Below are 20,283 nucleotides of genomic sequence, written 5' to 3'. Positions count from 1 at the left end.
ATGAGAATTCTGTATGCTTCGTCGGAGGCTACGCCCTTCGCCAAGTCCGGCGGTCTGGCTGACGTGGCGGGCGCCCTGCCCAAGGCCCTTGTCCGGGATGGCGTGGACGCCCGCGTGATTATGCCGCTGTACGGCGATCTGGGCTTCCGTGATCATCTGGAGTACGTCACCAACTATTCTGTTCCTGTGGGCTGGCGCAGCCAGTACTGCGGCCTGTTCAAGGCAGAGTGGGACGGCGTGACCTACTACTTCCTGGACAACGAATATTATTTCAAGCGCCGCGGCCTGTACGGCTTCTACGATGACGGCGAGCGGTTCGCATTCTTCTCCCGCGCGGTGCTGGAGACCCTGTTCTATCTGGACTTCACCCCCGACATCATCAACTGCAACGACTGGCAGACGGCTCTGGTGCCCGTGTACCTGAACCTGTACTACCGTCACCTGGATAAGTTCAACCGGATCAAGACCATCTTCACCATCCACAACATCGCCTATCAGGGCAAGTATGGTCTGGACATCCTGGAGGACACCTGCGGCATTGGCCGTCGGGATCAGCACATTGTGGAGTACGACGGTTGCGCCAACTTCATGAAGGGCGCCTTCGAGACCGCCGACAAGATCACCACCGTCAGCCCCACCTACGCACAGGAGATTCTGGACCCCTGGTTCAGCTATGGTCTGGACGCTCTGCTGCGGGAGAAGCAGTATAAGCTGTGCGGCATCCTGAACGGCATCGATCAGGACGCCAACAACCCCGCCACCGATCCCTCCATCCCCTACAACTACAGCACCGCCAACTTCCGCGAGGGCAAGGCGGCCTGTAAGGCAGCCCTGCAGGATCAGTTCGGCCTGCACAAGGACGGCAGCCCCGTCTTTGCCATGGTCAGCCGTCTGGTGGGTATGAAGGGCTTCGACCTGGTCCAGAGCATCGCCGATGGCCTGGTGGATCTGGGCATCGAGCTGGTCATCCTGGGCACCGGCGAGAGCCAGTATGAGGGCTTCTTCTCGGATCTGGCCGCCCGCCGTCCCGGCCGTGTAGGCGTGTACATCGGCTTCAACAGCGCCCTGGCACAGCAGATCTACGCTGGCGCAGACTGCTTCATGATGCCGTCCAAGAGCGAGCCCTGCGGCCTGGCCCAGATGGTGTCCTGCCGTTACGGCACCCCGCCCATCGTCCGCGAGACCGGCGGCCTGCGTGACTCCATCCACGACTCCAGCAAGGGCAGCGGCAACGGCTTCACCTTTGCCGGCTACAGCGCTCATGAGCTGTACGACGCATGCTGCCGCGCCAACGCCGCCTACTACGACAAGGAGAACTGGGAGCACCTGGTGGAGTACGCCATGAACTGCGACTTCAGCTGGAGCGTCTCGGCCAAGAGCTACGAGGGCCTCTACAACGAGACCGCCAACCTTTGGTAATGTCTTTTTGGGCGGACAGAAGGCGGGCCCCTGCATCCTCTCGGAGATCCCTTTTCAGGGAGAGACAGCATGCAGCCGCTGAGAACCCGGCAGGGGAACGCATCTGACCGCGCACCAACATAAAAAGCCCGCCGTTCCGAAAGGAGCGGCGGGTTTTTGCGTGTTCAAAGGGGTTATTTGCGGCGAATGGCCACGGCGTACATCCCCTGGGCCTGGTGGCAGGCCTCCACCAGGGCTTTGGGCTGGGGACATACCCCGTGGTTGTGCCAGGGGTCGTTGAACCAGTAGTTTTCCTCGTCGTAGCCCACCAGCAGCAGGCAGTGTTCGTTCAGCTTCCAGTCAAAGACTTCGCCGTTGGGCAGACGCCACCGGTCCACTCCGGGCACCGGCTGAAAGTCCAGGGTGGCCCAGAACACCACCGGCAGCCCGGCGTCGATGTACCGGGCGCAGAGCTCGGCGGCGGTGCGGCCGGTCTCGTCCACCACTTCCAGGCTGTCCGACGCGCCGGCGGCGTCCAGCGCGCTCTGGAGGGCCTGGCAGATGCAGGGGGCGTAGCAGCCGTAGCCGGTGTGGTCGTGGGGGTCGCCGGGATAGACGTAGTGGGGGTCGGGACCCCAGAGTTCCCCGTCCTGCTCCCAGAAGGGGGCGTGGGGCAGGTCCCGCTGGATGAAGGTGTCGGGGTCTACCGAGACCCCCACAGCCCCCAGGGCCATCACGGCGCTGATGCTCTCGCAGCCGTTGACCCAGCGCTGGGTCTGGTCGATGTAGGGGGCACAGACAATCTTTTTCATGCAAATTCCTCCTGAGGCGTGGGATAGACTGTCAAAACGGAACGTTTTGTGGTATGATTACAGGTAGAATATACAGCGGCTTTACCTTTGGGTAACAAAAGCGCTGGGACCAGTATACTACAAAGCGGTCTGCTGCGCCAGACCACGCAGGGAGGTACATGATGAACAGTCTGATTATCGGCATTGCGGGTGGTTCGGGCAGCGGCAAAACGACCCTGGCCCTTCGCCTGAAAGCACGGTTTGGGGAGGAAGAAGTGCGGCTGATCCCTCACGACAGCTACTACAAGCGCCACGACGAACTGCCCTATGAAAAGCGGTGCCTGCTGAACTACGACCACCCCGACGCCTTCGACAACGACCTTCTGGTTCATCACCTGAAGGAGCTGAAGGCAGGCCGGGCCATCGACTGCCCGGTCTACGACTATTCGATTCACAACCGGTCGGACGAGGTGCGGCACATTGAGCCGGCGCCGGTCCTGATTGTGGAGGGGATTCTGCCCTTTACTGAGCCGGCCCTGCTGGAGCTGTTTGACTACAAGATTTTTGTGGACACCGACGCCGACGAGCGGATTCTTCGCCGCATCCTGCGGGATGTAAAGGAGCGGGGCCGCTCTCTGGACAGCGTCATCACCCAGTACCTCACCACCGTCAAGCCCATGCACGAGGCTTTTGTAGAGCCCAGCAAGCGCACCGCCGACATCATTGTCCCCAACGGCGGTGAGAACGGCCCCGCCCTCGAAATGCTGGTCCATCACATCCGCAGCCTCATCCAGCAGTCCCGCACCCTCTGACCTACTTTTCTGGAAGAAAAGTAGGCAAAAGACTTTTCACTGGGTACCATGCACTCTCCGGGTCTCCGGCAGTTCCGCGGGGCCGTTACGCTCTGGCTCGCTCCCGGCGTTTGTGCCTGCGGCACGGTACGATGCAAAGTCTATCGTAAACCGATTGGCAAACACAGCAACCGCGTCCAGTGGACGAAACAGGGAGCCGCCGTTGGCAACGTAGGCGAGGTGCTGCCCGCGGCAGAAACAGCCGAGCCGGAGTTGGGGCCGTGGTCTGTCTTTTGCGAGAGCGCGGCGACGCTCGAAGCAAAAGCAGGGCACCACAACCCGGAGCAGCGCTCCAATTTTCACAAGAGCATTCATACCCGCAGAGAAAATTGGCTAAGCACAAGAGGGTTCACCTGGTACCGCGGACTGCTGTGGTCCTCACAAGGCCCTGCCGGCGGCGAGGTTTCAGCCGCTTTGGGAGGTTCCCGGGCTGCGCCCCGGCGAGTCCGACGTTCTACCAGGCCCTACAGATGAAACCGCCACAGAAGGACCAAATAAAAACCCAAATCCCCGTTCCTGTTCATTGCAGGGGCGGGGATTTGATATTTTATGAAACTCTGTTGCGGGTCAGAAAACCAGGTTTTGAGGCAGTTCGCATCGTACCGGAGCGCAGCTCCGAACGTAACGAACGAGCCGGAGCGGAACGGCCCCGCGGAAGTGTCGGAGACCCGGAAACTGTATGGTACACAGTGAAGCTTTTTCACGAAAAAGCCGGGAAACCTATTTGTCAAGTGGGATTTTGATTGTGAAAATAGCCAAGAATCTTTGCCGCAAATGTGCTTTTTGCCAATTTTAGGGTTTGGATACAAGTTTTTCTTGCAAAAAGACACAAATGCTGTATGATAAATGTATACAAGCTCTGCTGCGCGTATGCCAAATGAAAGCGGCAGCAGGGAAGATGCAAGGCCTGCATCAGGCAGGCGGCAAGGAGGAATTAAGGAATGAGGAAGCAGAGAGCACCGCGCCGTGGGCGCGGGCGTCGGCTGGCCGCGGCACTGCTGGCGGCAGCCATGATGGTCAGCGGGATGCCGTCCGCGCTGGCCGCTGCGCCGTCCAGTGCAGAGAACAGCGCGGACAAGAGTTGGACTTTCACCTATTTTGGTCCGTCCACCAGCGACAGCCTGAACACCGTCCAGGCGGATAACGGCATCAACGGCAACATTGTGATGACGTCCTGCACCTACAACGAGGATGGCACCATCAACAAGAAGGGCGGCAAGTTTGTTTCGTCCGATCCTGCCGACGGCATCAGCCTCTATTACACCACCATTGACCCCAGCAAGGAGAATTTCTACCTCCAGGCCGATGTCACCATCGACTACGTCAACCCCACTCCCGACGGACAGGAGGGTTTTGCCCTGATGATCCGGGACGCCATCGGCAAAACCGGCGAATCCGCCAGCTTTGAGTCCAATCTGGTGTCGGTCACCGGCACCAAACTGCCCTACGACGCCATGAACGGTTCCAGCGAGACCAAGGACATGGTGGGCGTCCGCAGCTATACCGGCATCAGCGACCCTTCCAGCATCGACAGCGACGCCCTCAAGGTTTACCGTCAGGGCTTTGATCCCAACGGCGCCACCATCAAGCAGGGGGACACCTACCGCGTCAGCCTGGAAAAAACCGATTACGCCTACATCGTGACCCAGTATGCCATCAATGCCGACGGCACCACCGGCAGCGTTCTGGGCCAGCATACCCTCTACATCCCCGCCAAGGACCCCAACGCCGAGAGCGTTTCGGCCTACAGCGAGCTGAATGATCCCATGATGGTGCAGGACAAGACCGCTTATGTGGGCTTTGCAGCAGCCCGGGGTATGAATGTGACCTATTCCAACATCACCTTCACCACCAGCGCCTGGAACGCCAATGGCTGGCATCCCCAGGAGGCGGAGAAGGTTCCCACCGACTACCAGATCACCAGTCCGGCCACCGCCGCCGAGACCAGCTACACCCTGGTGTTCAAGGCCAACGCCAACGGCACCGCCAACGTGTACCAGGACGGCGTCCTGCTGGAGCAGGGCCTGGCCGTCACCGCCAACACCGATCTGGCCCGGACTTACCCCATCGCCGGGACCACTACCTTCCGGGTGGAGTTTACCCCCGACCCGGCCTATAAAATTTCGGCCTTTGAGGTGCTGGACAGCTACGACACCGCCTCGATCGAAAAGACGGTCAGCGTCCGCACCGTGGGCAACGGCAGCACCGTCTACGTCACCCCCGCCGGCCAGAGCACCAACGGCGGCTCCAGCTATGAGGACGCCGTGGACCTGCAGACCGCTCTGGATTACGCCGCCGCAGGCCAGACCATTCTGCTGCAGCCCGGCAGCTACGACCTGAGCGGCAAGCTGCTGAAGGTCTCCCGCGGCCGCAATGGCTCGGCCGAGCAGCCCATCACCCTGAAGGGCGACAACGGCTACGCCATCCTGGACTTTGGCCGCAGCGGCACCGGCTTTGAGCTGTGGGGCAATTATTGGAACGTCAGCTTTGTGAACGTCACCAATACCGCCGACGGTTCCAAGGGCATGCAGCTGTCCGGCAGCTGGTGCACCCTGGACCGGATGAACTTCTACAACAACGGCAATACCGGCCTGCAGGTGTCGGGCTCCTCGGCCGAGACCATTGCCCAGTGGCCCAGCTACAACACCATCCGCAACTGCTCTTCCATGAACAACGCTGACTCCCAGATGGAGGACGCCGACGGTTTCGCCGCCAAGCTCACCACCGGCGAGGGCAACGTCTTTGACGGCTGCATCGCCGCCTACAACGCCGACGACGGCTGGGACTTCTTCGCCAAGGTGGCCACCGGCTCCATCGGCGCCACCACCATCCGCAACTGTGTGGCCTACCGCAACGGCTGGATCAAGGTGACCCCCGACAGCACCGAGAAGGACTGGACCTTTGCCTCGGTTTCCTGCGACGCCAACGGCACCCTGACCATTGATTCCAAGGCCCAGCAGATGGATGCCGGCAACGGCAACGGCTTCAAGATGGGCGGCTCCAACATGGCGGGCGCCCACGTCCTGGAGAACTCTATCTCCTATGAGAACAAGGCCAAGGGCATCGACTCCAACTCGGGCCTGGACATCAAGGTCTACAACTCCACCAGCTTCAACAACGGCAGCTACAACGTGGCCCTGTACACCAGCGACAAGAACGCCGTCACCGGTTATGAGGCGGAGGGCGTCCTGTCCTTCCGCACCGACGGCAAGGACATCGGCGAGCAGCTCAGCCCCCAGGGCCAGTCCAGCACAGCTATTTATGGCCGGACCAACTATTATTGGGACACCGAGACCCAGTCCAGCCACAACACCTCTTCCTCCGAGACCAAGGTGTCCCGCTTCTGGTTCTGGAACCTGAACACCCGCTGTGAGCCCACCCGCAACGCCGACAGCTCCATCAATATGCACGGCCTGCTCCTGCTGAACCAGATCGGCAAGAGCTTTACCGGCGGCAATGCCGGCGCAGGCGGCGAGGCCTGGGGCCAGTCCGAGCCGGACAAGGCCACCATCTGGGTGGTGGGCGACTCCACCGTCTCGGGTTTTGAGGACGACTACTATCTGCCCCGCGAGGGCTACGGCGAGGAACTGGACAACTACCTCAACGCCAACGTCTACAATCTGGCGGTGTCGGGCGCGTCCAGCAAGGACTTCCTCACCATGGACAGCTACAAGACCCTGCTGGAGGGCAGCGACAAGGTCCCGGCCATGGGCACCGCCGCCGACACCCAGCAGTTCCTGCTGATCGGCTTCGGCCACAACGACGAAAAGACTGAGACCGCCCGCTACACCAACCCCAACGGCGACTACACCACCCCCGGCAGCTTTGCCAACAGCCTGTATGTGAATTACATCCAGCCGGCTCTGGCTGCCGGCGTCACCCCCATCGTCTGCACCCCCATTGTCCGCCTCACCGATGACAACACCACCGAGAGCTACAGCGGCGAGTCGGGCCATGTCACCCAGACGGTGGAGGCCTACGGCAACATCTTTGAGGGCGGCGACTACGCCCAGTCCATCCGTAATATGTGCGCCCAGCTGGGGATTCCCTGCATCGACCTGACCCAGCTCACCCGGGACCTGAACGTCAAAATGGGTGAGGACGCCCAGTGGATGCACGCCTTCACCGGCGCCAAGTATGCCGCCGACGGCGTCACCCTGGTCCCCACCGGCCTGGACAAGACCCACACCAACAGCTATGGCGCCAAGATGAACGCCTGGCTCATCGCCAACGCCGACAGTCCCCTGAAGGCCTACAGCCGCAACAAGTCCCAGCCCAGCTACAAGGCCGACTTTGCCGACGCTGCCAACCCCGACTATGAGGTCAGCAGCTACCAGGCCCCCGCCGCCGCCAGCACCCTCTGGCCCGCTTACACCGACGCCTCGGGCCGTGTGTGGAACGGCACGGTCTTTGGCGATGTGGGCGGTCAGGACAAGATCAGCGGCGGTGATTTCACCGCCCAGGTCAACGCCGACGGCTCCATCACCCTGAGTGTAGCCAACAACCGCGGCAAGATTGCCGGCAGCTCGGACGGCCTGATGATGTACTATGTCCAGCTCCCCGCCGGCACCACCTTCACCCTGTCGGCCACCGCCACCGTCCACAGCATGGCCGCCAACAACCAGGTGTCCTTCGGCCTGATGGCCCGGGATGACCTGTACATCGACACCTATGTTCCCGAGACCATGGGCGACTATGTGGCCGCCGGCACCCGGAACCAGGGCGCATTCAGCGGCTTTGGCCGCAAGAGCGGCGAACTGTACGATGGTCCCGCCGCCCAGAACGTCTACACCGCAGGGGATACGGTGGACCTGAAGATTGTGGGCACCGCCGACGGCTATACCGTCACCTACGGCGCCAATGCCCCGGCTTCGGCGGGCTTTGACTACCCCCTGACCGCGGTGGATTCCGATTACATCTATGTGGGCTTCTATGTCTCCCGCAACTGCAGCGTGACCTTCAGCAACGTCAGCCTGGAAGTCACCGGCTCGGCTGCGCCCGGCGCAGGCGCCGGCACCGGCACCGATGTGGCCGTCAATGTGCCCCGTCCCCTGACCATCCCCGAGAAGATTCTCCGCACCGTTCAGGGCTGGTTTGGCGTTCAGCCCCTCTGATTCCTGCCATCTCTTCCTGAGATAAACACAAAACACCCCATCCGCCTCCGTGCTCTGTGCGCGGGGCGGATGGGGCGTTTTTATGGGAAAAGGGTCAGGATGCGGCCTGCAAAGTTTCGCGCGGACAGGTTGCCGAAGAACGGTCGGAGGCGCTTCGGGGGACAATGCGCGCTTTGCGGCGGCGGGCGGCCTGACGTTCCGCCCGCTGTTCCATGGCCCAGAACCAGCGCATGGCATACACTGCGCCGAGGATGCAGGCGGCAGTCGCCGCCAGCCCGAGGGTGCCTTCTGCAAGGGCGCCCAGCGCCATCAGGATACCCAGGGCTGCTGCCAGAATGGAGCACTTCCAAAACATGCACTTCATATCCAAGATACCTCCTCAGCACAGATCCACAACCACGTGGACAACAGTAAGTTGTTCTTGCACTTTTATGATAAACCATAACTTGGTCGTTGTCAAGAGCAAATACAACTTTTATTTGATTTTTTTGGAAGATGCTCTTTACATGGACACTTTTTAGTTGTATAATAAAACCATCAATAACCGGCGCAATGCCGATGAGCAAAGGGGAGTTTTCCATGTCGTTTTCTGAGTTACTGAAACAGTGCCGCAAAAAGCAGGGGCTCAGCCAGGCCGAACTGGCTGCAAAACTGGGGGTGACCCAGCAGGCCGTGGGTAAATGGGAGAGCGGAAAATCTTCTCCCGACCCCTCCACCGTGGCGTGCATTGCCGGGATTCTGGGCACCACCGCCGACTATCTGCTGGGGCTGTACCGGCCCGCTGCTGCCCTCACCGAGACCGAGAGCCGGTTTTTCGGCGGCTACGCCGAGAGCCTCATCCCGGTGATCGGCACCGTCAAGGCCGGGTATGGCGCCCTGGCCTTTGAGGAGGACTACGGCAAAGAGTATGCCCGGGTGAAGGACCCGGCCAACTATTTCTATCTGGTGGTCCGCGGAGACAGCATGGAGCCCCGGATTCAGGACGGCGACCTGGCTCTGGTCCACCGCCAGGACACCCTGGAGAGCGGGGACCTGGGGGTCATCGTCTATGGAGATGAGGGCGAAGGCACCCTCAAGCGCTATATTCAGCGGGGAAACTGTGTGGTGCTGCAGCCCTTCAACCCCAATTACAGCGAGCTGGTGATCAAGGGCGAGGACCTGAACCAGCTGCACATTGCCGGACGGGTGGTGGAAACCAAGACCAAGTGGTGAGCCGCCCCGGTCAGGGGGAGTGAATCATGGAACAGTCGGTGATGGAAAAGCTGACCATCCTGGCGGACAGCGCCAAATACGATGTGGCCTGCACTTCCAGCGGCTCGGGCCGCCGGAGCGGGCCGGGAGGCCTGGGCAGCTGCTATGCGCCCGGATGCTGCCACGCCTTCACCGCCGATGGGCGGTGTGTCAGCCTGCTGAAGGTGTTGATGACCAACTGCTGTTCCTTTGACTGCGCCTACTGCGTCAACCGCCGCAGCAACGATGTGCCCCGGGCCACCTTCACCCCCAGGGAACTGGCCGACTTGACCATCGCCTTTTACCGCCGCAATTACATCGAAGGGTTGTTTTTGTCCAGCGCTGTGCTGGGCAGCGCCGACTATACCACCGAACGGATGATCGAGGTGCTGCGGCTTCTGCGGGAGGAGTATGGCTTTCACGGCTATATCCACGCCAAGGCCATCCCCGGCGCCAGCCCGGCCCTGATCCAGCGTCTGGGCTGCCTGGCGGACCGGCTCAGCGTCAACATTGAACTGCCCAGCGAGGGCAGCCTGAAACGTCTGGCCCCCGACAAGGGCCGCAGCGATATCCTGCGCCCCATGGGCCAGATTGCCGCCTCGGCCGCCGCCAGCCGGGAGGCCATGACCCTGTACCGCCATGCGCCGGCCTTTGCGCCGGCGGGCCAGAGCACCCAAATGATTGTGGGGGCCACCCCCGAGAATGACTACCAGATTCTCCGGCTCACCGAGGGCCTCTACCACAAATACAGCCTCAAGCGGGTCTTTTACTCGGCCTATATCCCGGTGACCGAGGACAGCCGCCTGCCTGCCCTGGACACCAAACCGCCCCTGGTCCGGGAGCACCGGCTGTACCAGGCCGACTGGCTGCTGCGGTTTTACCGGTTCCGGGCGGATGAGATTCTGGATGAGTCCAGCCCCTATTTCAGCCCCTATCTGGACCCCAAGTGCGGGTGGGCCATCCGTCACCTGGAATTGTTCCCGGTGGACGTCAACCGTGCCCCCTACGAAATGCTTCTGCGGGTGCCGGGCATCGGGGTCAAGAGCGCCCAGCGGATCCGCACCGCCCGCCGTCAGGGCTCTCTGGGTCTGGAGGAACTCAAGCGGATGGGCGTGGTCCTCAAGCGGGCTCAATATTTCATCACCTGCCGGGGCTTCACCGGGGCCCAGGGAGGCCGCGGCGCCGCCCGGCGGCAGCGGATCGCCCACGCCCTCATTGATCCCGGGGTATTCAACGCGGGCTGTGAACAGCTGAGCCTGTTCAGCGCGCCCGCCGTCCAGCAGCTGGCCGCCCAGGGCACCCCGCCTCAGCTGGCGGGCCGGCTGGTGAAAGAGGAGGCGGTCCGATGCCTGGTCAACGCCCTTTGAGGGAAGCGGATATTATCTACAGCTATGACGGCAGCCTGGCGGGCTTCTTCTGCTGTGTGTTTGAGAGTTTTGCCCGGCGGGAACTGCCCTTCGCCATCTGGGACCCCGAGGCGGAACAGCCCTCGCTCTGCCCGGTGCGGGATATCCTCACCGACCCTGAGCAGGCAGCCCGGGTCCGCCGCGGCATCCGGACCAAACTGGGCCCCGCCGCCGGCGAGAAGGTGGCCGTGGCGTTTTTGTCGGGGCAGGAGGACAAAGAACTGGTGCTGCTCCGGTTCCTGCACCATGCCTTTTCGGTGGGGCCGGGAGCCCTGCGCCAGCTGGGCCGCCCCGAAGTGGCCGCCGTCAACAACCTGGAGCGAAACGTCCAGTGGGAGGCGGAAAAACTCCGCGGCTTCGTCCGGTTTGAGGAGAGCGGCGGGATGCTGGGCGCGGTGATTCACCCCAAAAACCATGTTCTCCCCCTGCTGCGGCCCTTTTTCTGCGCCCGCATCGGCGGGGAGGACTTTTTGATTTATGACGCGTCCCACAGTGAGGTGCTGCTCCATCAGGGGGGCCAGACCCGGCTGGAAAAGCTGTCCGCGCCCCTGACTTTGCCGGCGCCGGACGCCGCCGAGGCCGAGTATCAGCGGCTGTGGAAACAGTTCTATGAGACCCTGGCCATTGCCAGCCGCCGGAACGAACGGGGCCGGATGAACCACTGTCCCAAGCGGTATTGGGCCGACATGACCGAACTGCGGGACCAGGTTTAAGGATTTGTCAACCCCGTCGGGTTGTGTTATACTGAACCCACCAAGACAACGGGAGGGCAGGCGAGATGAAAGAAATTCTGATACTGGGCGCGGGGGCGTCGGGCCTGGCGGCCGCCATCGGGGCGGCCCAGACCGGGGGCAAAGGGGTGCGGGTCACCCTGCTGGACCAGAACCCCGCCCCCGGCAAAAAGCTGCTGGCCACCGGCAACGGCCGCTGCAATCTGGACAACCAGGCCAGCGGCGACCCTCAGCGATATTTTACCGCCTCGCCCGGGGAGCTGGCGGTCCTGCTGGAAGGCATCGGCCGGGCGGACGTGCTGGGCTGGTTCCAGGAGCTGGGGCTGGTGACCCGGGCCGACGAGGAGGGCCGCCTCTATCCCTATTCCAATCAGGCCGCCGACCTCACCGGGCTGCTGCTGCGGTGGGTGGAGCGGCTGGGAATTTCCTGCCGCACCGGCTGCCGCATTCTGGAGCTGGGGCAGAAGGGCCGCCGCTATGCCGTCCAGGTGGAGGAAGGGGGCGCCAAGCGCCTCCTGACCGCCGACCGGGTCATCTGTGCGCTGGGCGGCAGCGCCGGGCCCCAGTTCGGCACCGGCGGCTTTGGGCCTGCCCTGGCCAAACGGTGCGGCGGGGCCTGTGAGCCCCTTTACCCCTGCCTAACCCCTCTGCGCTGCGGAGACCCGGCCCGGATGCAGAAGCTGTCGGGCCTGCGGGCCCGCGGCGTGGTCACCCTGCTGGACGGGGAAACCCCGCTGGCCCGGGAAGAAGGGGAAATCCAGTTCGCCAACTACGGCCTGTCGGGCATCTGCGTCATGCAGCTGTCGGGGCTTTTGGCGCCGGGGCGAGGTCCGGCCCGGCCGGTGCTGTCCCTGGACCTTTTCCCCCAACAGGAAGCCGATGCCCTGGCCGGATGGTTTGCCCGCCGCGCTGCCCATCTGCCCGACCCCGGCGCGTTCTGGCAGGGCCTGATGGACCAGCGGCTGGGAGAGGCCCTCTGGGCCGACGCAGGGCTGGCGGCCTCGCCCGACCGGGTTCCGGCGGCGGGCTGGCAGGCATTGGCCCGGGTCTGCAAGGGCTGGCGGTTTGAGCAGCCCACCCTCTGCGGCTGGAAACAGGCCCAGACCACCGGCGGCGGCCTCTCCTTGAAAGAGGTGGAGCCGGATTTCCAGCTCAAGGGATGCAGGGGCCTCTACTTTGTGGGAGAGACTCTGGACTGCGCCGGCAGCTGCGGCGGCTTTAATCTCCACTGGGCCTTTGGGTCCGGACTGGTGGCGGGCCGGTCGGCGGCAAAAAGCGAGACAACATAAAGAAAACCCGGCCAGACCGGCGGTGTGAACCGCTTGTCTGCCGGGTTTTTGCTTGTTCAAGATGGGATGAGGTGCGGGGAATTAGTCCTCGTCGTCCTGGTCTGCCTCTTCTTCCTCGTCGTCAGCGGCCAGGGGCTTCTTGTAGAAGATCTTGCACAGGACCGTGCTGATACCATACAGCAGGCACATGGGCAAGGCCACCATGGTCTGGGAGACGATGTCGGGCGGGGTGATGACCGCCGCCACAAAGAAGATCAGAACGATCATCACACCCCGTGCCTTCCGCATGAATTCAGGGCTGACAATGCCCATGCGGGACAGGATGATGACGACCAGGGGCATTTCAAACACTGCACCGAAGATCAAAAAGATGGTGATGCAGAAGCTGACGTAGCTTGCAATACTGGTGGTCTGAACGATGTAGTCTGCGCCTTCCAGGGTGCCCATGAAGTTGAGCATGAAGGGCAGCGAAATGAAGTAGGCGAACATGACGCCCACCACGAACAGGCCCAGGCCCATCACCAGAACCAGACCAAAGAAGAAGCTCTCGCTTTTCTTCAGGCCGGGTCTTGCAAAAGCATATACATGATAGGCGATGAAGGGGATGGTGACGACCAGTGCTGCGATCAGAGCCACGCGGAAATACTGGATCAGTTTTTCCTGGGGATCGATGGAGATGAAGTTGTACACTCCATCCGCCATGGCTGTCAGAAAGTTGATCAGCTGATCGGAAATGGTCAGGAAACCGACTGCCGCCACGATGTAGATGACCGCACAGATCACCACGCGATTGCGCAGTTCCTTCAGATGGCCGCTCAGGGTCATATTCCCTTCCGGGTCCATCGCCTTAGTGCCTTTTCTGTGCTTAATGTTCGTGGCCACAATTACTCCTCGTTGTTCTTGCTCTCGGTCTTGGTCTCAGCCTTCTTGGAGGCGTCCTCGTCCTCGTCGTCGATGCCTTCCTTGAAGCCCTTCATGGTCTGGCCGAACATCTTACCCAGCTTGGGCAGGTTCTTGGGTCCAAAGATGATCAGGACGACAATGAGGATCATAACTATTTCAGTGGTACCGATACGCATAATCTGTTACTCCTTTTTGCTTTCCGGGCTTTGGGCCCGTATCACTACTCTACACAGCCGCATTCTGCGGCCTGCTGCTTGGTTGGTGGACTGCCTCAGACCGGCGCAGCGGTCTTTTCGGGGTCAGCGGGGGCCTTGTCCGGGTCAGCCGGGGTTTCGGCAGCCTGGGCAGGGGCAGCGGCCTCGGCGGGCGCTGCGGCAGGGGCGGCTTCGGCGGCGGGAGCAGCTTCCGCAGTGGGTGCGGCGGCTGTCTCAGGGGCGGCGGGGGCGGCAGCCTCGACGGACTCCTCGCTCAGCTCCTCCAGCTCTTCCACCGGCTCCTCGACGGCGGCCTGGGCCTCAGCTTCCGCCTTGCTGGTCTTGCCGATGCCGGCAAAGCTCTTGGTCACGTCCTTGACGCTGTTGTCCAGGTCCTTCTTGATGTCGGTCAGGGGAGACATGGCCTCCTTGATGGGCTGCTGGATCTCGTTGAGGGGCTCGACGATGTTCTCCTGAATATCCTTGGACGCGGTGCTGGTGTACTTGCGCAGGTCGCGGAGCATCTTGCCCAGCTTGCGGGCGTATTCAGGCAGCTGATTCGGCCCGATGAATACGAACGCCACGATCACGATGACCACCAGCTCGGTAAATCCGATCTTCATGTTTTACACGATTCCTTTCCGTCTCCTTGCCGGCCGGAAACCGGCTGCTTTGACTGCGTTGATACGCCCTGCCTGTGCCGGCTGGGAACCCTCCCGGCGCCGGCCGAATTGCGGACAAAGCAAGTATAGCATATTCCGCGTGTCTTGACCAGATGTTTTTCTATGTTTTTCTCGGCTGACAGGTAAAATTTCTGCATAATGGGCGGAAAGCTCTGTTTTTTGCTTTGTATGCAGCTGGCAGGAAGTTCACTAATCTTGTACCAAAAAAATAGAGACGGATTATGAGGCGTGTATGAATTTTTTGTGAATAATAGAAAAAACGTCGTAACGGTGCGAGAAATGCCAAAAATGAGAAAAAACAGCGGAGAAATCTTGTTTTCTCCACATTGGAATATAAATACAAAATTATACAAAAAGACCGCAAGAGGGACAGGCCGCCGGGCCCCGCCTGTCCGGCGCAAAAAAGCCCCCGTCCGGCCGGGAGGCCGGGCAGGGGCGGGAAGGCATGGTGCAGGGGGTAACCAGCGGGGAAAAACGCCGCCTGCTATTACAAAAAGGAGTGTGGAGAGACGGCTCAGTTCAGCTTCAGGTCGCCTTCCTTGATCCAGCCCATCCGGCGCTCGATCTCGCAGAACAGAACGCTGAGGACGGCGGGCAGCACGAAGCAGAGCAGAAGCATCCCGATCCAGTCCCAGGAGGTGATAGCCGCCTTGGCTCCCGAGGCCAGATCGCTGACCCAGCCGGTGTACACACCGATGGGGCCCACCAGGCCGCAGGTGCCCATGCCCGAGGAGACGGCGGCGCCGTTCATCTCAAAGTGGAACAGACAGGTGGCCAGAGGTCCGGTGATGGCGCTGGCCAGGGTGGGTGCGATCCAGATGCGGGGATTGCGGACGATGTTGCCCATCTGGAGCATGCTGGTGCCCAGGCCCTGGCTCACCAGGCCGCCGACCCCGTTTTCGCGGTAGCTCATCACCGCAAAGCCCACCATCTGGGCGCAGCAGCCCGCCACCGCGGCGCCGCCGGCCAGACCGGTCAGGCCCAGGGCGGCGCAGATGGCCGCCGAGGAAATGGGCAGGGTCAGGGCCACGCCCACAATCACCGACACCAGAATGCCCATCACCAGGGGGGACTGCTCGGTGGCCCACATGATCAGGGTGCCCACCCGGTTGGCGGCCTCGCCGATGGGGGCTGCAATCAGCAGGGCCAGGGCCACGCCCGAAAAGATGGTCACCAGCGGGGTGACCAGAATGTCGATGCGGGTCTCTTTGCTGACGGCCTTGCCCAGCTCAGCCGCCACAATGGCGATGAGCAGCACCGCCAGAGGGCCGCCGGCGCCGCCCAGAGAGTTGGAGGCCCAGCCCACCGTCACCAGACTGAACAGCACCAGGTTGGGGGCGTGGAGGGCGCAGCCGATGGCGCAGGCCATGGCGGGACCGCTCATGGCCGAGGCGTATCCGCCAATGGTAATCAGCATCTCCACCCCCAGCTGCTGGCCCAGGGTGTTCAGGATGGTGCCCATCAGCAGGCTGGCAAACAGGCCCTGCGCCATGGCGCCCAGCGCCTCAATCAGGTAGCGCTGAGGGGTGATGATAATATCTTTGCGTTTTAAGAAATCTTTCACATTTTCCATCTTCCTACCGCCTTTCCGGTCCAAGGGCCGGCCTCCGGCCCGCAAATGTTCTGCATCAGATGGCCCATAGTATATCATACAGGTGTCAAGACAACAAGATGCCGCCGGAAAATTGGGCGATATGCCAGAAATTGCCGGAAAAACGTGCAATAATTCTGTCTCCGGAAGCGTTTTACTCCCAGTGAGCCTCTGTCTTGTGAAACCCGGCCGGCAGCCGGGACGCTCCCGGGAGCGTCCGGCGGACCCCTTTAAAGATTGACGGCAGAGCGCATTCTGGTGTATACTTAAAACATAATTTTTGGATGTTATGGAGGCTGAGCGAAACGGAATGAGACGAAAGATTTCGACCTTGTTTTCAAGAAAATCAGGAAGGGGCCGCGATCTGGGCCAATGCGTAGCCGCACTGGTCATTGCTCTGACCCTCACTGTGACGGGTGCCGCAGGGTATGCGGCGTCCATTTTTGAGCCGCAGACCCTGCTGGTGGAGCCCGCGGCGGTATATGATGAGGAAAACGACCTTTACACCGTCCCGGAGAAGGACGCCGAAGAACCGGCTGCTGAGGCTGAGGATCAGGTGTCTGAGAGCCAGCAGGCCGCTTCGGAGGCCGCTGAGCCGGTGAAGGAAACTGCCCCCGAGACGGCAGAAGAACCCGCCGAACCGGCCGTGCAGCCCCAGGAGCCCGCAGCGGAAGAGCCCGCTGCCGCACCCCAGGACAGCGAGCCTGTGACCGATACCAACGCCGCCCCGGCGGAGGATGTGGAAGCCGCCGCCGAGCCGGTGGAGCCCGATGTCCCGGCGGCTGAGCCGGTGAATCAGCCGGTGCTGGAAGAAGAAAACGGCCTGACCGAGATGGAAGTGCCGGTGGTTTACGCCACCAACGGCGAGAACGTCTGGCAGGAGATGGACAGTGCCCTGGCCGCCGAGGACCCCCTCCAGGCCCGGTATGAGGCCACCACCATCACCCCGGACAGCAACGGCCGCATCACCCTGACCCCCGAGGAATTCAACCTGATGCTGGAAAACCAGAGCATCGACTGGGACAAAGAGAACTGCTTCACCTGGTTCTTCAACTGGCTGTTCAACTGGCTGTTCCCCGAGAAGGAGACCCCCTCCTATTCCGGCTGGCGCACCGAGGGCGGCAAGACCTATTATTATGACCCCGTCACCCACGAAAAGGTGACCGGTCTGCAGACCATCGACGACAAGATCTATTACTTCGACGCCAAGGGCGTCCGTCAGGACAACGTGACCTTCGGCATCGACGTGTCCCGCTACCAGCAGAAGGTGGACTGGAAGAAAGTCAAGGCGGCCGGCGCCTCCTTTGTCATCATCCGCATCGGCTACCGCGGCTATGAGACCGGCGCCCTGGTGCTGGACTCCATGTTCGAGAACCATTTCGCCGGAGCCAAGGCCGCAGGCCTGAAGGTGGGCGTGTACATTTTCAGCCAGGCCATCAATGAGGATGAGGCACGGGAAGAGGCATTTGCCTGCGCTTACGTCCTGAATGGCCGCAAGCTGGACTACCCTGTCTACTTCGACAGCGAGTACAGCACCTCCTCCCACACCGGCCGCGCCGACAACCTGTCCAAGGCGCAGCGCACCGCCTGTGCTGTGGCCTTCTGCGAAGAGCTGAAGAAGTACGGCTATGAGCCCGGCGTGTATGCGTCCACCAGTTGGTTCCAGAATCATCTGGACCTGTCGGCCCTGAAGGGCTACCGCATCTGGAACGCCCACTACGGCATCAGCGCCCCCGCCATGGATTGCGATATGTGGCAGGGCAGCTGTACCGGCAAGCTGACCGGCGTGAGCAGCAGCGGCCTGGATCTGAATATCAGCTACATGGGATAATCAGCGCGCTGCAAGCGCGTCACAAAGAGAAAAAGATGGTTTGGGGGCAAACGCTATGGACCGCGACCACATCGGCCTGATCGCCTCAGATATGGATTACACCCTGCTGGATGAAAACGGACAGCTGCCCGAAGGCTTTACCGAGCTGGTACGGGCGCTGGAAGAGGAGGGGATCTACTTTGCCGCGGCCAGCGGCCGGCCCCTCTACACCCTGGAAGCCATGTTCCCCGATCTGCGGGACCGCATGGCCCTGATCGGGGACAATGGCGGAGCCATCCGCTGGCGGGGCCGGGACATCTACCAGTCCCGGATGCCCACCGCCGACTATCGGGAAATGGCCATTGCCACCCGGGAGGCGGGGGACATCGGTGTCCTGTGCGGGCTGGAGAGCGCCTATGTGGAGCGCCAGTACCAGAGTTATGCCCGGGTGCTGGGCCAGTTCTACACCCGCGTGACCTATGTGGACGACCTGACGGTTCTGGACGTCCCGGCGGACAAGTACACCATCTACCTGCCCCGGGGCAATTCCCAGGAGGCCTACGACAAGATCTACGGCGACCTGTACGGAGAGCGGTTCTCGGTGGCGGTAGCCGGGGCCAACTGGGTGGACATCATGAACCGGGGGGTGGACAAAGGCGCCGCCCTGCGGGCGCTGGGCCGCAGCCTGAACCTGACTTCGGCCAACCTGATGGCGTTTGGCGACACCTACAACGACGCCGAGATGCTCTGCACCGCCAAATACGGGTTCCTGATGGCCAACGGCAGCCAGGATCTGCGGGCCCGGGTGTCTTTCCTGGCCCCGCCCCACTGGGATCAGGGCGTCATCCGCATCATGCGCCAGGTCCTGGACCAGGGCGGCTGGGTCTCCCCCACCGACTTCAACCCCGCCCACTGACATCCTTTTTCTTGAAAGAAAAAGGATGCAAAAAGAACTTTACTGGGTACCATCAAGTTTCCGGGTCTCCGACACTTCCGCGGGGCCGTTACGCTCCGGCTCGTTTGTTACGTTTGTGCCTGCGGCACGGTACGATGCAAACCCCGACATGGCCTGTTTATCCCAAGTTTCAGCGGTGTTCTGCACCGGTATGCCCCCAAAATCGATCAAAGACAAAATCCTCGCTCCATTTGGGGCGGGGATTTTTTATTTTCAAGTGCAGTTTTGATTTGGTTTTGGCCGTTTTTCTGCCGCTCGGGATGAAACGGCTTTTTGCCCGTTCACCGCCGTAAATTATTGAATCAGAGGGCAGAACCGGGGAAATTTCCTCCGCCCCTTCCACCGCAAAACGACTTGTATCCAAGACGGGCCTTTCCAAACTATATAAAATTAAGCAAAAATGGGAAAATTTGAAATCGGCTCTTGACACGGGGGGGGGTATGGTATTATAGGCACACAAAGGAAAGGACCTTCCTTTGAACCTGTTTTGGGTCTCTATCTTTTTACACCATTAAGGAGGAAAAATTAACTATGAAGCTCAAGAAGATTGTTTCTCTGGCACTGGCCGGCATCCTGGCCGTCAGCATGCTGACCGCTTGTGGCGACAACAGCAATAGCAACAGTGGCAACGGTGAGACTGATGTTACTCCTACCAGCACGACTGCTTCTGTTCTGCGGGAAAATCTGAGTGGCAATTCTCGCCGTAATGTCGAGGCAGTTGCTAATAGCAGCCTGGATGCCGCTCTGAAAGATGCTGTGGCTGATTATTGCAACAACTACACTGTGAAAAAGTTTGTAGGCCAGTACGGTCTGCAGGATGTCCGCGAATGGGAGCTTGGCAAAGATGTTATTTCTACTATGAAGGCAGAAGATACCATTACTAAGCTGGGCGATGGTAAGACCAAGACTACCACTGCTGTTGAAGTGTATGCCATTGATAAGAGCATCAGCGATAATTATGTTCTGGAAATGCTGGCAGATAAGATCAATGCTTACTGCGATGCAACTCAGCTGCCTGACAAGTCTAAGGATGGCGAGTATGATTACGACTATGACATCTCTGCTACCATTGTGACTGTTGATGGCAACAATAGCGTGGTTGACCAGGGCGTTAAGTTTGTTGCTTTTGCCGTTACTCAGAACGTCGAGAAGTTTGCCTAATTCATTGACTTTTTGTTACTTATAACACCCCAGTAGCACCATGACTGGGCGTGATGTAAGGGATCTCGGGCAAGAGACCGCCTGAGATTCGGGTAAATAACCCATCCGATGTGGCGACAAAGGGGAATAATTAACCACTATTCCTTCTGTTGTTGATCGCACCAAAACAAAAGAAC

The 20,283-nt window shown here is 60.9% G+C and carries 17 protein-coding genes; 10 read left to right on the top strand and 7 right to left on the bottom strand.

Annotated elements, in window-relative coordinates:
• Positions 1 to 1,419, top strand: a complete 1,419-nt coding sequence (locus tag B5F27_RS09310; RefSeq protein WP_087366848.1) for a glycogen synthase — start codon at positions 1 to 3, stop codon at positions 1,417 to 1,419.
• A gap of 173 nt (positions 1,420 to 1,592) precedes the next feature.
• Here the strand turns inward: B5F27_RS09310 and B5F27_RS09305 are convergent, their stop codons facing one another.
• On the bottom strand, positions 1,593 to 2,210 hold the full coding sequence (locus B5F27_RS09305) for a C39 family peptidase (protein WP_087366844.1): 618 nt from the start codon (positions 2,208 to 2,210) through the stop codon (positions 1,593 to 1,595).
• Between the two features lie 161 nt (positions 2,211 to 2,371).
• On the opposite strand from B5F27_RS09305, the gene udk reads away from it, so the two are divergent.
• Both udk and B5F27_RS09295 read left to right on the top strand, forming a co-directional pair.
• The gene (gene udk / locus B5F27_RS09300) at positions 2,372 to 3,001 is read left to right on the top strand and encodes a uridine kinase (RefSeq protein WP_087245968.1); all 630 of its coding nucleotides are present in this window, start codon (positions 2,372 to 2,374) and stop codon (positions 2,999 to 3,001) included.
• A 980-nt stretch (positions 3,002 to 3,981) separates the two neighbouring features.
• Positions 3,982 to 8,154, top strand: a complete 4,173-nt coding sequence (locus B5F27_RS09295) for a right-handed parallel beta-helix repeat-containing protein (protein ID WP_087366841.1) — start codon at positions 3,982 to 3,984, stop codon at positions 8,152 to 8,154.
• A gap of 94 nt (positions 8,155 to 8,248) precedes the next feature.
• Here the strand turns inward: B5F27_RS09295 and B5F27_RS09290 are convergent, their stop codons facing one another.
• Positions 8,249 to 8,518 (bottom strand): hypothetical protein, encoded by a 270-nt coding sequence (locus B5F27_RS09290; RefSeq protein WP_087366838.1) that lies wholly within the window; start codon positions 8,516 to 8,518, stop codon positions 8,249 to 8,251.
• A 215-nt stretch (positions 8,519 to 8,733) separates the two neighbouring features.
• On the opposite strand from B5F27_RS09290, the gene B5F27_RS09285 reads away from it, so the two are divergent.
• The 4 genes from B5F27_RS09285 (at position 8,734) to B5F27_RS09270 (ending at position 12,810) form a co-directional block, all read left to right on the top strand.
• Positions 8,734 to 9,366 carry an XRE family transcriptional regulator gene (locus tag B5F27_RS09285; protein ID WP_087245960.1) on the top strand — a complete coding sequence of 211 codons (633 nt, stop codon included), beginning with the start codon at positions 8,734 to 8,736 and terminating at the stop codon, positions 9,364 to 9,366.
• 26 nt (positions 9,367 to 9,392) lie between these two features.
• The gene (locus B5F27_RS09280; protein WP_087245958.1) at positions 9,393 to 10,751 is read left to right on the top strand and encodes a putative DNA modification/repair radical SAM protein; all 1,359 of its coding nucleotides are present in this window, start codon (positions 9,393 to 9,395) and stop codon (positions 10,749 to 10,751) included.
• Positions 10,730 to 11,503 carry a TIGR03915 family putative DNA repair protein gene (locus B5F27_RS09275; RefSeq protein WP_087366835.1) on the top strand — a complete coding sequence of 258 codons (774 nt, stop codon included), beginning with the start codon at positions 10,730 to 10,732 and terminating at the stop codon, positions 11,501 to 11,503. The genes B5F27_RS09280 and B5F27_RS09275 overlap by 22 nt, the downstream gene beginning before the upstream one ends.
• 65 nt (positions 11,504 to 11,568) lie before the next feature.
• Positions 11,569 to 12,810 (top strand): aminoacetone oxidase family FAD-binding enzyme, encoded by a 1,242-nt coding sequence (locus B5F27_RS09270; protein WP_087366832.1) that lies wholly within the window; start codon positions 11,569 to 11,571, stop codon positions 12,808 to 12,810.
• An 81-nt stretch (positions 12,811 to 12,891) separates the two neighbouring features.
• Here B5F27_RS09270 and tatC read toward each other — a convergent pair whose 3' ends face one another.
• The 4 genes from tatC to B5F27_RS09250 form a co-directional block, all read right to left on the bottom strand.
• Entirely contained in the window at positions 12,892 to 13,692 is an 801-nt protein-coding gene (gene tatC / locus B5F27_RS09265; RefSeq protein ID WP_087366829.1) for a twin-arginine translocase subunit TatC, read from the bottom strand.
• A gap of 2 nt (positions 13,693 to 13,694) precedes the next feature.
• Entirely contained in the window at positions 13,695 to 13,889 is a 195-nt protein-coding gene (gene tatA / locus B5F27_RS09260; RefSeq protein ID WP_087245950.1) for a twin-arginine translocase TatA/TatE family subunit, read from the bottom strand.
• Between the two features lie 95 nt (positions 13,890 to 13,984).
• Positions 13,985 to 14,530, bottom strand: coding sequence for a Sec-independent protein translocase protein TatB (gene tatB, locus B5F27_RS09255; RefSeq protein WP_087366826.1), 546 nt, complete (start codon positions 14,528 to 14,530; stop codon positions 13,985 to 13,987).
• Between the two features lie 574 nt (positions 14,531 to 15,104).
• A complete protein-coding gene (locus tag B5F27_RS09250) occupies positions 15,105 to 16,163 on the bottom strand; it encodes a PTS sugar transporter subunit IIC (RefSeq protein ID WP_087366823.1) in 1,059 nt (352 codons plus the stop codon).
• Positions 16,164 to 16,491: 328 nt separating this feature from the next.
• Here B5F27_RS09250 and B5F27_RS09245 point away from each other — a divergent pair, with 328 nt between their 5' ends.
• Both B5F27_RS09245 and B5F27_RS09240 read left to right on the top strand, forming a co-directional pair.
• Positions 16,492 to 18,012 (top strand): GH25 family lysozyme, encoded by a 1,521-nt coding sequence (locus tag B5F27_RS09245; RefSeq protein ID WP_087366820.1) that lies wholly within the window; start codon positions 16,492 to 16,494, stop codon positions 18,010 to 18,012.
• Between the two features lie 55 nt (positions 18,013 to 18,067).
• On the top strand, positions 18,068 to 18,907 hold the full coding sequence (locus B5F27_RS09240) for an HAD family hydrolase (protein ID WP_087366818.1): 840 nt from the start codon (positions 18,068 to 18,070) through the stop codon (positions 18,905 to 18,907).
• 169 nt (positions 18,908 to 19,076) lie between these two features.
• Here the strand turns inward: B5F27_RS09240 and B5F27_RS16530 are convergent, their stop codons facing one another.
• Positions 19,077 to 19,310 (bottom strand): hypothetical protein, encoded by a 234-nt coding sequence (locus tag B5F27_RS16530; protein ID WP_144066505.1) that lies wholly within the window; start codon positions 19,308 to 19,310, stop codon positions 19,077 to 19,079.
• 167 nt (positions 19,311 to 19,477) lie between these two features.
• On the opposite strand from B5F27_RS16530, the gene B5F27_RS09235 reads away from it, so the two are divergent.
• Positions 19,478 to 20,107, top strand: a complete 630-nt coding sequence (locus tag B5F27_RS09235) for a hypothetical protein (protein WP_087366815.1) — start codon at positions 19,478 to 19,480, stop codon at positions 20,105 to 20,107.
• The last annotated feature ends 176 nt before the right edge of the window (positions 20,108 to 20,283 follow it).

The sequence above is a fragment of the Faecalibacterium sp. An192 genome, from assembly GCF_002160175.1.
In the GTDB taxonomy this organism is placed as follows: domain Bacteria; phylum Bacillota; class Clostridia; order Oscillospirales; family Ruminococcaceae; genus Faecalibacterium.
The sequence above is the reverse complement of the archived record's forward strand: the minus strand, read 5'-3'. Positions and strand labels throughout refer to the sequence as shown.

What these genes read in the sequence shown, in the direction of transcription:
- B5F27_RS09310 (WP_087366848.1), top strand. Translation starts at nt 1, where the DNA reads ATGAGAATTCTGTATGCTTCGTCGGAGGCTACGCCCTTCGCCAAGTCC.
- B5F27_RS09305 (WP_087366844.1), bottom strand. Translation starts at nt 2,210, where the DNA reads ATGAAAAAGATTGTCTGTGCCCCCTACATCGACCAGACCCAGCGCTGG.
- udk (WP_087245968.1), top strand. Translation starts at nt 2,372, where the DNA reads ATGAACAGTCTGATTATCGGCATTGCGGGTGGTTCGGGCAGCGGCAAA.
- B5F27_RS09295 (WP_087366841.1), top strand. Translation starts at nt 3,982, where the DNA reads ATGAGGAAGCAGAGAGCACCGCGCCGTGGGCGCGGGCGTCGGCTGGCC.
- B5F27_RS09290 (WP_087366838.1), bottom strand. Translation starts at nt 8,518, where the DNA reads ATGAAGTGCATGTTTTGGAAGTGCTCCATTCTGGCAGCAGCCCTGGGT.
- B5F27_RS09285 (WP_087245960.1), top strand. Translation starts at nt 8,734, where the DNA reads ATGTCGTTTTCTGAGTTACTGAAACAGTGCCGCAAAAAGCAGGGGCTC.
- B5F27_RS09280 (WP_087245958.1), top strand. Translation starts at nt 9,393, where the DNA reads ATGGAACAGTCGGTGATGGAAAAGCTGACCATCCTGGCGGACAGCGCC.
- B5F27_RS09275 (WP_087366835.1), top strand. Translation starts at nt 10,730, where the DNA reads ATGCCTGGTCAACGCCCTTTGAGGGAAGCGGATATTATCTACAGCTAT.
- B5F27_RS09270 (WP_087366832.1), top strand. Translation starts at nt 11,569, where the DNA reads ATGAAAGAAATTCTGATACTGGGCGCGGGGGCGTCGGGCCTGGCGGCC.
- tatA (WP_087245950.1), bottom strand. Translation starts at nt 13,889, where the DNA reads ATGCGTATCGGTACCACTGAAATAGTTATGATCCTCATTGTCGTCCTG.
- tatB (WP_087366826.1), bottom strand. Translation starts at nt 14,530, where the DNA reads ATGAAGATCGGATTTACCGAGCTGGTGGTCATCGTGATCGTGGCGTTC.
- B5F27_RS09250 (WP_087366823.1), bottom strand. Translation starts at nt 16,163, where the DNA reads ATGGAAAATGTGAAAGATTTCTTAAAACGCAAAGATATTATCATCACC.
- B5F27_RS09245 (WP_087366820.1), top strand. Translation starts at nt 16,492, where the DNA reads ATGAGACGAAAGATTTCGACCTTGTTTTCAAGAAAATCAGGAAGGGGC.
- B5F27_RS09240 (WP_087366818.1), top strand. Translation starts at nt 18,068, where the DNA reads ATGGACCGCGACCACATCGGCCTGATCGCCTCAGATATGGATTACACC.
- B5F27_RS09235 (WP_087366815.1), top strand. Translation starts at nt 19,478, where the DNA reads ATGAAGCTCAAGAAGATTGTTTCTCTGGCACTGGCCGGCATCCTGGCC.